This window comes from Pseudomonas sp. R9.37 (assembly GCF_963878885.1).
Classification (GTDB): Bacteria; Pseudomonadota; Gammaproteobacteria; order Pseudomonadales; family Pseudomonadaceae; genus Aquipseudomonas.
The window spans coordinates 272,818-286,388 of record NZ_CAWNZA010000049.1; the positions used below are offsets into that span (position 1 = coordinate 272,818).

Consider the following 13,571-nt stretch of genomic DNA (forward strand, 5'->3'; position numbering starts at 1 on the left):
GTGCGTTGGTAGTGACGTGGGCGCACTTTTTCTTAGCCACCACGCTGCACGCAAGACGCCAAAGCGGGATAGAGACGCACCCCACTTGAATTGGCGAACCTTCCGACATTCATAGGTGCCTGCTGGTCTTTACGCTCTCGACTCCCACAAAAACCAGGCGTTCAGGATGACTGCGTCCCTGTTGAAAGACGGTTTCCCCTCGGCTCACCGCACCACGCGTCAGCGGATTGAAAGCAGTATTGATTTGCGTCGGCTGTTTTTTGCCATTGATACCGACCCGGGGCTGATTGGCGCGGGCGTGGTGTACATCGATGAGGCGTACAACGTGGTGACACTGCGTGAGTTTCAGGCGGTATGCAGCGTGGTGCCGAAGAAGCTGGTGTTGCGCGAGGCGCCTCGCTATGTCGGGCCTGCGGAGTTCAAGCGGATGTTGGAGCATGAACCTCGGGAGTCGAGGTTGGTGGCGGAGGCGCTGAATACGGCAGTCACTTGTACGGGTGCGTTGTTGAGCTGGATGGTAGTTTCGAGTGGAATTGCGTTAATACCGTTTTCAGCGGGAGCGAGTACGGCTATTACGTTTATTGGCCAGGCTGCCTTGGCAGCCAGTCTTGCCCAATGTTTTATCGGCGTTGGTAGAACCGGCGCTGAGTTGATTGCTCCGCAAATTCTTGATCGTCTCGACAACGAGGTTTGGTATGAGGCCGCTACCTCTGTGCTGGATGGCGTCGCTTTACTTGGAATTGGAATATCAGCCCTGACGACAGTCAAAGCCATTAATGTGACTACCAGGGTAACGGGTAAACCCCTCAGACAAATACTCAAAGGGCTTACGCGACAAGAGCGGGTAAAACTCAACGATGAATTGCTCAGAATCAACGACCCGCGATTGACGACGAAACTACTCAAATTGAAACAAGCTGCTGGCACCGCTTCCAAGCGCATCAGTGCGACACACATGCAACGTGCCACAGCCACTCACATAAGGGATGCATGCGCGGGAATACTGGGGATAACCAGCAGCGCAATGTCAGGGAACGTCAAGACCCTCGCTATTGGTATCTACGAGGAAGTCAGACCGTGAAAAAGCAGCGAGCTCAAAAAGCCCTGGAAAAAATGGGTTACAGCAATCAACCCGCTCTTGACTGGAAAAACATGAGCGCAGAAAACTTCTATTGTTCAGTTTTCTACTTAGAAGACCCTCGTTTACTGCGCAAACGCTACACACCCGTCATTGCTGGATGGATGCTTGCCGGCGGATTCTCAATTGCACTGACCGGTTTGCTGGTATTGGTCACCTATCTTTCCGGTGCACCGGACGATACAACGTTGCGAAATTGGTTTTTTTCCTGGCTGGCAATCACTGTAGTGTTTGGTATCGCCAAAGCTCGAGTGTTGTACGGTCACATTCATTGGATCTGGATTCATGTCGGCGTATACAGCATCTGTTTTATGGTCTCACTGGCCTCAATCATCTACGCCCCCAATATTTACCTCTACTCCACAGCCCTCCTCTGCCCCTTGATCGGCCTACTGATCCTCAACAGCCACCGCTGCCGCGAACTCCGTCACAAGATGGTAGAACTCCGCCATAAACGCGAAGCCATCATCGCGACCCTGAAAAAACAGGGTCGCTGGAAATGGTGGTAATCCCCTATCCGACTGCCTGCAACACCTCAGGCGCAGGCTTGGCGCGCGCCGCGGTGTGCCGATTTACCGGCACCGGCAAGCCCAAGTGCCCGCGCAAGGTGCTGTGGCGGTACTCAGTGCGAAACAACCCGCGATCACGCAACAACGGCAACACTTGATCGGTGAAGCGCGCAAAGTCCTCCGGCGCGCCCACGTGGATATTAAAACCGTCCACCGCCTCTTCGACAAACCAGCGTTCGATCTCGTCCGCCACGGTTTTGGGTGAACCGACAAAACTGGAGAACGGCTTGGCGAAGCGCAGCGCCGCCTGGCGCAAGGTCAGCCCTTGATCGCGGGCGACTTGCTTGATGTTCTCGGCATGCCCGCGATAGCCATTGCTGCCCAGGTCACCCAGGTCAGGGAACGGCTCATCCAGTGCGTACTGGGTGAAGTCGTGGTAGTTGAACGGCCGACCCAGTTGCACCAGCGCCTTGTGCAAGTCCAGCTCGCCGTTGCGCTCACGGTCGATGGCCTGGGCCTGTTCGTCGGTGTCGGCAATGATCGGCGAGATGCCGGGCAGGATGGTCACGTGGTCGGGGTTGCGCCCGGCGGCGGCAGTGCGTTGTTTGATGTCGCGGTAGTAGGCCTGGGCGTCTTCAAAATTGCCCACGCCGGCGAAAACTCCTTCGGCGTAGTTCGCCGCCAGGCTGCGCCCGGACTCGGAGATCCCGGCCTGGAAGATCACCGGTTGGCCTTGGGCCGAACGGGCAATATTCAGCGGCCCGGTGACTGAGAAAAACTCACCGTGGTGGTCCAGGCGATGCTGACGTTGGGGGTCGAGGAACACCTTGCTGATTTTGTCGCGCACGAAGGCGTCGTCCTCGTAGGAATCCCACAGCCCTTGCACCACTTCCAAGTGCTCAGCCGCACGGCGATAGCGCTCGGTGTGGTCGATATGCTGCTCACGGCCAAAGTTACCGGCAGCGCCCTCCAGGCCGGTGGTCACCACGTTCCAGCCGGCGCGGCCGCCACTGATCAAGTCCAGGGAGGCGAACTGCCGCGCCACGTTGAAAGGTTCGGTGTAGGACGTGGTCAGTGTGGCGACCAAGCCGATTTTCGAGGTGGCACCGGCCACCGCCGAAAGCAGGGTCAACGGCTCCAGGCGGTTGAGAAAGTGCGGCGCCGAATCCGCGGTGATGTAGGGGCTGTCGACGATGAACACCAGGTCGAACTTCGCCGCTTCGGCCTGCTGCGCCTGGGCGCGATACCAGTCGATGTCGACACTGGCATCGCCGGGGATTTGCGGGTGCAGCCATTCGTTTTGCGCCGTGCCGACGCCCGTGAGAATGGCGCCGAACTTGAGTTGCCGGGGGGATGTGGACATTTTGATGCTCCTCCGTGGATAAACATGAATCACTGTGGCGAGCGCGCTTGTTGTGACGAACAGGCTTGTTGTGGCGAGCGGGCTTGCCCCGCGTTGGGCTGCGAAGCGGCCCCAACACCTCACGCCCCAGTTCTTTCTGGATGAACTCGGTGCCTGTAGTGGGCCGCTACGCAGCCCAACGCGTGGCCAGCGCGCTCGCCACGACACCCGCGCAGACCCCAAAAATCAGGCCGTACGGGCGGCAATGGCTTCAACTTCCACCAGCGCTCCCGGCAAGGGCAACGCCACCACTTGCAACGCAGTGCGAGCCGGCTTGTTCGGCTGTTCGGTCGTGCCAAAGAACTGCGTATAACCACGCTGCAACCCGGCAAAGTCGAGCTTGCCACCGGTTTCTTCAGCACCGACCAGAAAAACCCGCAACTGCACGATATCGCCCAGGTCCAGGTCTTGTTGTTGAAGGATCTTGCGCAGTTTGTTGAACACCGACACCGTCTGCACTTCGGTGCTGCCGTACGCGGCTGACGTGCCCGCCGGGGCCTGGGCGTCGGCAAGATCCGGCAAGGTGCCGCTGACGAAAATCAGGCCGGCAGACGCCGGCACAGTCACGGTTTGCGAGATCGGAAAATCACCGACGCTGGTACGTTGGATGCTGTCGCTCATGAGGAGGCTCCTTAAGACGCGGCCAATGCCGCACGCTGTGTTTGTTGCGTCACGCGGTCCGCCAGTTGCGCAACCACATGGCGCGCCGAGTTGGCCGCCGATTCCTGCCAGATACCCACGCCGCTTTGCACCAGACCGTCCCCGGCGAAATACACGCGGCCATGGGCCTGTTCGAGCAAGGCGCTGGCGTCGGCGGGGAAGTGTTCGCGTTGCAGCCACGGGCCTTCGCTGTAGGGGATTTGTTCCCAGGACACGGCCAGCGGGTTGCGCAGGTGTTTTGAGTAACCCGGATGCAACAGCTCCACGGCCTCACTGGAGGTGGCGTACTGCTGATCGAACGGCTGCGCGCCAAACACGTCGGCGCCCTCCCCGGTCACGTAACCGGCCACCAGCAACCCTTCGCGGGTGTTGAGGTCGTTGCTCGGGTACCAGAGCAGGCGCGCCGGGTGTTCGATCCAGGACAGGCCGCCGTAGGTGCGGTAGTCGGTTTCCCAGAAGCGCGGCGATTGCCACGCCACTTTGGTGGCCTGGTCGCTGCGCGTGCTGAGCAACGCGGCCTTGATCGGGTCGCTGAAATCAGTATCGAGTTTGGCCAGCAGCGGCAGCGGCAACGTCGAGACCAGATAGTCGGCGCGCACCACCTGTTCGCGGCCACTGTGCTGGTCGTGATAAGTCACTGCCACGCCGTGTTCCAGCTGGCGGATCTGCCTGACCTGCGCGCCCAATTGCACGTGTTCGCTGACGCGCTGGTAAAAGGCATCGGTGATGCGGTCCATGCCGCCCACCGGTTGGAACATGGTCGCCGAAAACTCAGGGAATTCCGTGTGCAATAACGCGCCCCACAGCTCGGGATGCAGCAGCCGATCCAGTGCCAGCGGGCTTCGCGTGGCGGGCAATGCGCCGGGGTGCGCAGGCGATTCCAGGTGACCGGCGCGCAGGCTGCCTTCATAGGCCAGCGCTTGCGACAGGTCGCCGTACACCTGCAAAAACGCCAGCAAGCGCGTGCGCTCTTCGCTGCTCAACACATCATCGAGCGCATCGCGCTGCACGGCCTTGGCCAGCAAGCCGGACAAGTGCCCGCGCGTATCGTTGATCGCCTGGCCAACGGTGAATGCCGGCTGTTGCAGGTCCGGGCGCACCTGGGCGCCATGGCTGCTGTTGACCAGCACTTCGAGCCGTACGCCCAGCTCGCTGCAATAGTCGAGAATCGTACGGTGCTGGCTGGGAATCCTGGCCGGGCCGGCGTTGAAATACAGGCCCTGATCGAATGCCACGGTTTGCGTGCGGCCGTCCTTGTAGTCCACGCGGTCGCCATGGCGCAGGGTCCAGGTGCGCCCGCCGACGCGATCGCGCGCCTCCAGCACTTGCACACTGAACCCGGCGCGGGTCAGTTCCAACGCAGTGACCAGCCCGGCAATGCCGGCGCCCAGCACCAGCACGCGGGTGCCCTGCCCCAGGCCGGGCTTGAGTTTCAGCGGCTGTGGGCGCCGGTGCGACGACGGCCCCAGGCCCAATGCCGCGAGTGCATCCTTGACGGCCGGCTCGCCGCCGACTGCGGCGATGCTCGACAGCGCTTCACGTCGTGTCAGTCCCATGATCGATGCTCCTAGTCCGGCAGGCCCGGTGGGTTGATCAGCGACGTGTCGACGCGCTCGATGTCCAGGCCCCAACGCTGCAGCACCTGTTCGTATTGGCCACCGGCAATCGCGCCTTCAAGTGCCGTGTGAATCGGCTGGACCAGGCCGTTGTCCTTGCGCGTGGTCACGGCGATATCCGCCTTCAACGGCCAGCCACCATTCACCGTGCCGACCAGCTTGATGCCGCCGGTGATGGCCGCCGAATAGGCGTACACCGAGTTGGGCCCGAACAGCGCATCGCTGCGCCCCGATTGCACCGCCAGCTGCGCGGCGGCCTGGTCGTCGAAGTACTGCAACAGCGCAGGCTTGATGCCAGCCTTTTCATTCGCCTCGTTCCACGCCAGCAGGACTTTTTCCTGGTTGGTGCCGGAGCCGACGATGATCTTCAGCCCGGCAATGTCGGAGGCTTGTTTGATCTCGGTGATCTTGCTGGTGCTCTTGACGTAAAACCCCAGCACATCCTGGCGATACGTGGCGAAGTCAAAACGCTTCTTGCGTGCTTCGGTCACGGTGACGTTGCTGATCACCGCGTCGTATTTGCCCGAGCTGACACCCAGCGGCCAATCTTCCCAGCTGGTCTGCACCACGTTGAGTTGCAGGCCAAGACTGTCGGCGACCAGCTGTGCGGTGTCGGCCTCGCTGCCGATGGTGGTCTTGTCGTCATTGGCCAGCAGCGCCAGCGGTGGTCCGGCCACGCCGGACACGGCCACGGTGAACTTGCCCGGCTGGGCAAACTTGAAGCCCGGCGGAATCTGCGCGATGGCCGCTTCGTTGCGCGGCACATGAATGCGCACGCGGTCGGGGCTGAGGTCGACCTGTTGCACGGCGAAAGCGGTTTGCGCGGTGCTGACGGCTAGCGCCAGCAAGGCCACGCGAGCGGTATGGATGAACATGGCAGTCACTCCTTGAACTAAAGCACCTTGCCGAGAAAGGCCACGGTGCGGGGATGTCGGGGTTGGCGGAAAATCTGTTCGGGCGGGCCCTCTTCGATCAATTGGCCGTCGCACAGAAACACCACGTGGTCGGCCACCTCGCGGGCGAAACCGATCTCGTGGGTGACGATCACCAGGGTCACGCCCAGTTGGGTCAGGCCCTTGATCACATCGAGCACCTCGCCCACCAGTTCCGGGTCGAGGGCTGAAGTGGGTTCGTCAAACAGCAGCACCTTGGGGTCCAGCGCCAGGGCACGGGCGATGGCCACGCGCTGTTGCTGGCCGCCGGAGAGCTGGCGTGGGTAGGCATCGACCTTGTCTGCCAGGCCGACCTTGGCCAGCAGCTCGGACGCCTTGGCCTGCGCCTCGGCCCTGCTCCAGCGCTTGTGCGCCAGCGGCGCTTCGGCGATGTTTTCCCAGGCGGTGAGGTGCGGGAACAGGTTGAAGTTCTGGAACACGAAGCCCACGTCGATACGGCGTTTAAGAATCTCGCGCTCTTTCAATTCGTAGAGCAGGTCACCCTTGCGGCGGTAACCGACGTATTCACCGTCGATGGTGATGTGCCCGCTGTCGATCTTCTCCAGGTGGTTGATGGTGCGCAGCAAGGTGGATTTGCCCGAGCCGGACGGCCCGAGAATCACCGTGACCTTGCCCGGGTCGATGGTCAGGTCGATGTCTTTGAGCACCTGCTGGTTGCCAAAGCGCTTGCCCACGCCCTGGATCTGGATGCGCCCCGCGCGTGCGTCACTCATGGGTTTTCTCCTTGAGCCAGCGGCGGATGCGTTGCAGCGGTGTCGGCGGCAACACGCGTGCGGTGCCACGCGCGAAGTGGCGCTCGACGTAGTACTGGGCGCTGGTCAGCACGGTGGTGATGATCAGGTACCACACGGTGGCCACGATCAGCAGCGGGATCACCGCCTGGGTGCGGTTGTAGATGACCTGCACGGTGTAGAACAGCTCCGGCAAGGCCAGCACGTAGACGATTGAGGTGCCCTTGACCAGGCCGATGATTTCGTTGAAACCCGAGGGCAGAATCGAGCGCAAGGCCTGGGGCAGAATGATGCGGAAGATACGGCGCGAGGCCGGCAAGCCCAAGGCCGCCGCCGCTTCATGCTGGCCGGCATCTACGCCGATCAGGCCGCCGCGAATGATCTCTGCCGCGTAGGCCGCTTGCATCAGGCTCAGGCCCAACACCGCCACGGTGAATTGACTGAGCACATCCACCGTCGACCATTCGGCAAACACCACGCCGGTGAACGGCACGCCGAGCACGATGTGGTCATACAGGTAGGCAAAGTTGTAGAGGATGATCAGCACCAACAGCGCCGGCATCGAGCGGAAAAACCAGATATAGCCCCAGGCCAACGCCGCCAGCAGCGGCGAGCCCGACAGCCGCGCCAGGGCCAACGCAGTGCCGAGGATGATGCTGAACACGGTGCTGAGCAATGTCAGCAACAGCGTCTGGCCCAGGCCGCGCAGCACCGACGGCGAGAAGAACCACTGGCCGAATACGCCCCACTCCCAACGCGGGTTGGTGGCCAGCGAATGCACGATGGCGAGCAGCACCAGCGCGGCGAAAATCGACCCGGCCCAACGCCACGGGTGTCGGGCCGGCACTACGTGCAAGGCTTTGATCGGCGTTGCGACACGCGCCTGGCGAACCGGGTAGTCGGTGACCTCATCGATCAGGTCATAGGTTTTGGCGACAATGGGCATGGTCTATTCCTCGCGAGTTGCGGCCTTAGAAGGCGTAAGTCAGCCGGGTGTAGTAGTACCCGCCGGTAAAACCGTAGGGCGAATACGTGCCGTAGCTGGCGAGCATGGTGCTGCTCGGCACGCCTTGTTTTTTGGGGTATTGGTCGAACAGGTTCTTGGCGCCGACGGCGACGTTCAGGTCTTTGGTGAGGTTGTAGCCAAGGTCGAGGTCGGTGATCCACTTGGCGCTGTAGACCCGGTCGAGGCTGCGGTCGGCGGAGACGTTGACCTCTTTGTACGAGCCGTAACGGGTCAGGGCCAGGTTGAGGTTGAAGCGGTCGATGCTCCAGTCACCGCCCAGGATCAGCTTGGTCTTGGGCTGCACATCGGTGATCAGGCCGCGGGCCTGGCGGTCCATCAGGTCATAGGAGGTGCCAAGGATGTCGGTGGACGCCTTGTAGTTGAGGATCTTGGTCTGGTTCCAGTTGAACGCCGCCGTCCACTTCAGCGAGCCGTACGGGCCGATGTCCTGGTTGTAGTTGCTGACCAGGTCCACGCCTTTGGTGCGGGTGTCGGCGCCGTTGATGAAGTACTGGCCGCCGGAGGTGGAGTTGATGCCGTTGTTCTGCAAGACCTGGGTGACTTCCGGGCCCAGCAGGGTGCCGGTCAGGGTGATGCGGTCACGCAGGTTGATCACGTAGGCGTCGGCGGTGAGTTTCAAGCGGTCGGTGGGCGTGAGGGTGAAACCGAGGCTGAAGTTGGTCGAGCGCTCGGGTTTCAAGCCCTCGGCGCCCAAGGCCTTGGCCGCCGCCGACCCCACGGGCAACACGCCGTAGTTGATCGATTGATACACGCCGTCGACCACGCCATAGGTCGTGGAGCGCGCGCTGAACAGGCTGTTGGCCAGGGACGGCGCGCGAAAGCCATTGCTGACCGTAGCGCGCACGGCGAACTGCGGGGTGAAATCGTAGCGCGTGGTCAGCTTGCCGCTGCGGGTCGCGCCGACGCCTTCGTTGTAATGCTCATAGCGAAACGCGGTGCCCACGTACCAGTCCGGCAGCGGGTTGAACCCAACATCCACATAGCTGGCGAGGCTGTTGCGCGAGGCACTGCTTTCTTCAGCCGGTGAAATGCCGTTGGTGACCTGCGCCCCGGACGACGCGCAATTGCCCGGCGCCACGCAGTAGCCACCATTGGCATACGAGGCGTAGTCACCGGCCTGCACCTCATAGGTGTCGCGCCGATGCTCGAAGCCATAAGACAGGTCCAGCGGCTTTTGCAGGCCAATGTCGAAGCCGCGCTTGAAGTCGAGGTTGGTGGTCAGCTCGGTGGAAATCCAGGTGCCGGAGGTGAAGCTGTTGGGCGTGTACTCGCCCAGCGACGGGTTCTGGTTGTGGGTGGTGCCCTGCTCCGCTTCGTTGCGCCCGTAGGTGGTGGACAAATCCCAGTCCCACGCGCCGACCGTGCCCTTGCCGCCGAACGCGGCCTGGAAATCATCCTCGTCGATGTACCAGGTCGGCGTGTAGCCGGCCGGGTAACCATTTGGCCCGGTGGTGATGGTGTTGGTGATGGTCGGCAAGCGGAAGTTCTGGCCTTGCTCGGCCTTGCGTCGCGAGTAAGTGGTGAAGGAATACAGGCTCAAACTGTCATCAATCGGCAGCTCGGCGTTGTAGCCCAGGGTCAGCAGGTTGGTCTTGGGCGTGCCGTAGCCGCCATAAGTGGACGTGCCCGCCAGGCCGTAGGCTTGCTCGTAGGTGTAGCCGTTGGCGCTGGCCTTGTTGTCGTCATTCTGGCTGCGTGCATCCAGGGCCAACTGCACGATGCCGCCGTCGCCGATTTCGAAACCCTTGTTGAGGCTTTGCTGCACGGTCTGTTTTTTGCCGTCGTAGCCCTGGCCGATGTTGGTCACAGCGGTGCCGCTGGTGTCGGCCTTGAGGATCACGTTGATCACCCCGGCGATGGCGTCCGAGCCGTATTGGGCGGCAGCGCCGTCACGCAGCACTTCAACGTGGTCGATGGCGCTGATCGGGATCAGGTCGAGGTCGGCCGGTGCGGCGCCGGTGTTGATGCCGTTGATGTTCAAGGTGGCGCTGGTGTGACGGCGTTTGCCGTTGACCAGCACCAGCACTTCGGCGGCACTCAGGCCGCGCAGGTTCGGAGCGCGGGCAATGCCGCTGGCGTCCCAACCGGTTTTTTCCGGCAGGGTCAGCGACGGGATCACCGCGCTCAGGGCTTCCATCAAACCGGGCTTGCCGGTGCCTTGCAGTTGCTTGGCGCTGACGACATCGATTGGCACCGGGCTGCTGGTGACGGTGCGCTGCTCGGCGCCACGGTTGCCGGTGACCACCACGGTGGACAGGGTGCTGTCGTCCTGGGCCTGGGCCGTGTGTGTCAGTAAGGCCAGCGCCAGTGCAGCGGTGGGGTGTAAAACGTGCTTCATGGCCACTCCAGACTTTCCAGATCGCGAAGTCGGGCGCTCGCGCGGTCGTGCGCGGTGCTCGGATTTTTCGAGGGTGTTTCGGCGATTGGAAACTAGGTGTGGGGCGAGCGAGGGGTTTGAATGGGCAACATACGTTGAACTCCGTTCCAACGATTCTGCCGCAGGGTCTTTACCCGGTTATGGCGCGCAGAATCTGAATCACGCTGGGTACCATCCGAGGTCAGGGGTAGGCTGTTGCGATCAAACATAACGGAATGGATTTCAAAAATATAATGCTATTTGGGTATAAGCTAATATTCTCTACTTTCATTATTTATTAATAATTTTATTCGTATTGGTAATGTCTTCTTGAGATCAGGCGCAGGTTGCCAGCGTGGTTTAACGGAGCGCCCAAGATCAAAATCTACAGCACGGCAACCTGACAGCCGACCTGACCCTGGAGGCTGCACTCGATCAAATGTGGGACCTGGCTGGCCTGCGATGCAGACAACCCGGTGTATCAGCCATACCCGGTTGATGCCATCGCAGGCAAGCCAGCTCCCACACTTGGATCTCTGTGCATCAGACAAAGATGGGTTGCTATGCTTTTGCTTCTACCACTCAGGTCGGCTACCAGGCCGCCGTGCTCTGCTTTTGATCTTGATCTGCTTTTGATCTTGATCTTGATCTGCTTTTGATCTTGATCTTGATCTGCTTTTGACTTCGATCTCAGGCGCCCCGTTAAACCACGCTGGCCGAACGCAGGTTTTGGAGCGTGGGTAAACCGGCAGGACGCCGGTTTAGCCGTGTTGGGCCATGGATGGCCCATCGCGGCGGCCCACGCTCCAAAGCCTGCGTGAGGGCACACCGAGCCCAGGCGAGGTGCCGAGTGGTGGGGCGAGGACCTTTTGGTTACTTTTGGGTCCCTCCAAAAGTGACCCGCTGTAAGAGCGGAACCAATAGCAGCCGTTACCACAGCAACGGATATGCACCCAATCGACCTAAAAAAGCGCAAGCCCAAAGACCGCCATCGCAGGCGACCCTGCTCCCACATTCTCTACCGCCCCCCTCACTTCATCTCGCCGGCCGCAGCAACTGCATCTGCTGGCGATAATCATCCGTCACCTGCCGCGCCTGGCTGCTGCTGGTAATCACCCGAGGCGTAATCAACACAATCAACTCCGTGCGATCCTTGGATTTGCTGGTGTTACCAAACAACCACCGCAACCCAGGAATCTTGCCCAAATACGGCACAGCACTGACACTCTGCGCGTTGTCCTGCTTGATCAACCCGCCCAGCAACACCGTCTGCCCACTTTGCACCGCCACCTGCGTCGACACCGACCGCGTCGATATCCGCGGATTCACCGGCGTATCACTGGTACCACTCTGAGTCTGGGCATCACTGACCTGCTGCTGAATATCCATGTACACCAACCCGCCCGGATTAATGCGCGGCACCACATCCAGAATCACCCCGGTCTGCACGTATTCGACGCTGCTCAAAGTGGAATCGGCGTTGCCGGTATTCACCGTGGTCTGACTGATAGGAATGTTATCCCCCACCTGAATCTGCGCCGGCTGGTTATTCATCACCACCAACGACGGCGCCGACAGCACCTGAGTGCGCCCATTGGTCTCCAATGCATGCAACGCCACCTGCAAATTGGCGCTGACAAACGAGTAAAACAACGAATCCGACGCCCCCAGCCCTGCGCCGCCGCCCCCTAGCGCCCCCTGGCTACCCGAGGCATTCGCCACCGTCTTGCTTCCCGAATTCCCCGCCAGGCGTCCCAGATACCACTGCACCCCAAGGTCCAGCCCCCCGGTCAACTTGACCTCAAGAATGCGCGTCTCGATCTGCACCTGAAGCGGCGGATTGTCGAGGCGTTTGATCGCCGCTTCGATCTCCTTCCACTGCGCCGGACGCGTGCGCACCAACAGCTGATTACTGCTCTTCTGCGCCGTAATCCGAGTACCGGCTTCAAGACTTTTATCCGGCGCAGGCGCAGCAACGTCCGGTGCTTGCTCAGGCTCGTCGGCGGGCGGCGGCGCATCTTGCAACCCGCCGGCATTGCTGTTGAGCGACGACAACGTCGCCGTGCGCAAGCCCGGCGCAACCTTCGCCGGCGCGTCGTCCTTGATCGCGTCATTGCCATAGATCTGGCGCAGGTACTTGGCCAGGTCCGACGCCTTCATATTGCGCACATCGTAGACATACATCTGCGGCTCGTTACCGCCGCCCTCATCGATGGTGCGGATCCAGTCACCCACCTCGCTGAGGTACTGCGGCTGTGAAGAAATCGCCACCACCGAATTGGTGCGCTCAATCGGCAAAAACCGCAGCATGCCCGCCAACGGCATGCCACTGTCCGGGCCGAACATGGCTTGCAGCTCGGGCATCAATTCGGCGACTGACGCGCGTTGCAGGCCGAACACGCCCACCGACATGCCCCTGAGCCAGTCCACATCAAAGGTGTCGATGGTCTCCTGATAGTTGGCCAGCTCCTCCGGGGTGCCGGCCAGGCTGAGGATATTGCGCGCCGGGTCCACCAGCAAAAACGCGTTCTCGCGCGCAAACGGCTTGAGCAGCTTCTGCATCTCGGTGGCGGAGATATACCGCAGTGGGAACAACCGCGCAGAGAGGCCGCTGGACGGCGCCGCCACGTGCATTTGCGGCACCAGCTTACCGGCCACGGCCTGGTCGGCGGGCAGGATCACATAGCGCTGGCCCTGGCGGATCATCGCGTTGTCGGTCCAGGACAGCAGGGTTTCCAGAATCGACAACGCCTGCTGCTTATCCACCGGTTTGGAGGTGGAGAAGCTGACGTTGCCCTTCACGCCCTGGGCGATGCTGTAGTTTTCGTGCAGCAGGTCGCCCATCACGCTGTTGATCACTGCCTCGATGGGCTGGTCGGCGAAATTGAACACGATGTCGCCGCCCTGCTCCTTCGCGCTCGGCGTTGCGCTGGGCGGGCGCACGAACTGCTGGTTGCCACGGATCACCTGGCGCTGTGGCGCTGACCTGGTTGCAAGCGGCGGGCTTTGCGGTGCAGGCGCCTCAGTCGGCGGCCGTTGCGAACCGGTGCCCTGCATGGCTTCGTGCAGCAGCTCGTCGTCCGGGTCGGGGCGGTCGGGGAAGGCGCCACAGCCGCCCAGTGCGAGGGCGGTGGCCAGGCAAAATGTTGAAGTGCGCATGTCGATCAAGGGAGGGGCTC

The 13,571-nt window shown here is 61.5% G+C and carries 10 protein-coding genes; 2 read left to right on the forward strand and 8 right to left on the reverse strand.

The genetic code is table 11. From position 1 onward, the window contains the following. Nucleotides 1-166: 166 nt before the first annotated feature. Together AACU78_RS28600 and AACU78_RS28605 are read left to right on the forward strand one after the other, a co-directional pair. Nucleotides 167-1,081 (forward strand): NAD synthetase, encoded by a 915-nt coding sequence (locus tag AACU78_RS28600; protein WP_106578946.1) that lies wholly within the window; start codon nt 167-169, stop codon nt 1,079-1,081. Then, on the forward strand, nt 1,078-1,647 hold the full coding sequence (locus tag AACU78_RS28605; protein WP_256586995.1) for a hypothetical protein: 570 nt from the start codon (nt 1,078-1,080) through the stop codon (nt 1,645-1,647). The genes AACU78_RS28600 and AACU78_RS28605 overlap by 4 nt, the downstream gene beginning before the upstream one ends. Nucleotides 1,648-1,651: 4 nt before the next feature. On the opposite strand, the gene AACU78_RS28610 is transcribed toward AACU78_RS28605, so the two are convergent. The 8 genes from AACU78_RS28610 to gspD all read right to left on the reverse strand — a co-directional run bounded on the left by AACU78_RS28610 (nt 1,652) and on the right by gspD (nt 13,551). Next, nucleotides 1,652-3,010 (reverse strand): LLM class flavin-dependent oxidoreductase, encoded by a 1,359-nt coding sequence (locus tag AACU78_RS28610; protein ID WP_106578947.1) that lies wholly within the window; start codon nt 3,008-3,010, stop codon nt 1,652-1,654. A gap of 225 nt (nt 3,011-3,235) precedes the next feature. Next, nucleotides 3,236-3,670, reverse strand: a complete 435-nt coding sequence (locus AACU78_RS28615; RefSeq protein ID WP_106578948.1) for a RidA family protein — start codon at nt 3,668-3,670, stop codon at nt 3,236-3,238. A gap of 11 nt (nt 3,671-3,681) precedes the next feature. After that, on the reverse strand, nt 3,682-5,265 hold the full coding sequence (locus AACU78_RS28620; RefSeq protein ID WP_106578949.1) for a flavin monoamine oxidase family protein: 1,584 nt from the start codon (nt 5,263-5,265) through the stop codon (nt 3,682-3,684). Between the two features lie 11 nt (nt 5,266-5,276). After that, nucleotides 5,277-6,200 (reverse strand): ABC transporter substrate-binding protein, encoded by a 924-nt coding sequence (locus AACU78_RS28625; RefSeq protein ID WP_106578950.1) that lies wholly within the window; start codon nt 6,198-6,200, stop codon nt 5,277-5,279. Nucleotides 6,201-6,217: 17 nt separating this feature from the next. Further along, the gene (locus AACU78_RS28630) at nt 6,218-6,991 is read right to left on the reverse strand and encodes an amino acid ABC transporter ATP-binding protein (protein WP_106578951.1); all 774 of its coding nucleotides are present in this window, start codon (nt 6,989-6,991) and stop codon (nt 6,218-6,220) included. Continuing rightward, complete coding sequence (locus AACU78_RS28635) at nt 6,984-7,955, reverse strand: amino acid ABC transporter permease (RefSeq protein ID WP_106578952.1); 972 nt, start codon at nt 7,953-7,955, stop codon at nt 6,984-6,986. Before AACU78_RS28635 ends, AACU78_RS28630 begins: the two co-directional genes overlap by 8 nt. 25 nt (nt 7,956-7,980) lie before the next feature. Then, nucleotides 7,981-10,374: a TonB-dependent receptor plug domain-containing protein gene (locus AACU78_RS28640; protein WP_106578953.1), complete on the reverse strand. Its 2,394-nt coding sequence runs from the start codon at nt 10,372-10,374 to the stop codon at nt 7,981-7,983. A 1,053-nt stretch (nt 10,375-11,427) separates the two neighbouring features. Then, entirely contained in the window at nt 11,428-13,551 is a 2,124-nt protein-coding gene (gene gspD / locus AACU78_RS28645; RefSeq protein ID WP_106578955.1) for a type II secretion system secretin GspD, read from the reverse strand. Nucleotides 13,552-13,571 lie beyond the last annotated feature (20 nt).

What these genes read in the sequence shown, in the direction of transcription:
- AACU78_RS28600 (WP_106578946.1), top strand. Translation starts at nt 167, where the DNA reads ATGACTGCGTCCCTGTTGAAAGACGGTTTCCCCTCGGCTCACCGCACC.
- AACU78_RS28610 (WP_106578947.1), bottom strand. Translation starts at nt 3,010, where the DNA reads ATGTCCACATCCCCCCGGCAACTCAAGTTCGGCGCCATTCTCACGGGC.
- AACU78_RS28615 (WP_106578948.1), bottom strand. Translation starts at nt 3,670, where the DNA reads ATGAGCGACAGCATCCAACGTACCAGCGTCGGTGATTTTCCGATCTCG.
- AACU78_RS28620 (WP_106578949.1), bottom strand. Translation starts at nt 5,265, where the DNA reads ATGGGACTGACACGACGTGAAGCGCTGTCGAGCATCGCCGCAGTCGGC.
- AACU78_RS28625 (WP_106578950.1), bottom strand. Translation starts at nt 6,200, where the DNA reads ATGTTCATCCATACCGCTCGCGTGGCCTTGCTGGCGCTAGCCGTCAGC.
- AACU78_RS28630 (WP_106578951.1), bottom strand. Translation starts at nt 6,991, where the DNA reads ATGAGTGACGCACGCGCGGGGCGCATCCAGATCCAGGGCGTGGGCAAG.
- AACU78_RS28635 (WP_106578952.1), bottom strand. Translation starts at nt 7,955, where the DNA reads ATGCCCATTGTCGCCAAAACCTATGACCTGATCGATGAGGTCACCGAC.
- AACU78_RS28640 (WP_106578953.1), bottom strand. Translation starts at nt 10,374, where the DNA reads ATGAAGCACGTTTTACACCCCACCGCTGCACTGGCGCTGGCCTTACTG.
- gspD (WP_106578955.1), bottom strand. Translation starts at nt 13,551, where the DNA reads ATGCGCACTTCAACATTTTGCCTGGCCACCGCCCTCGCACTGGGCGGC.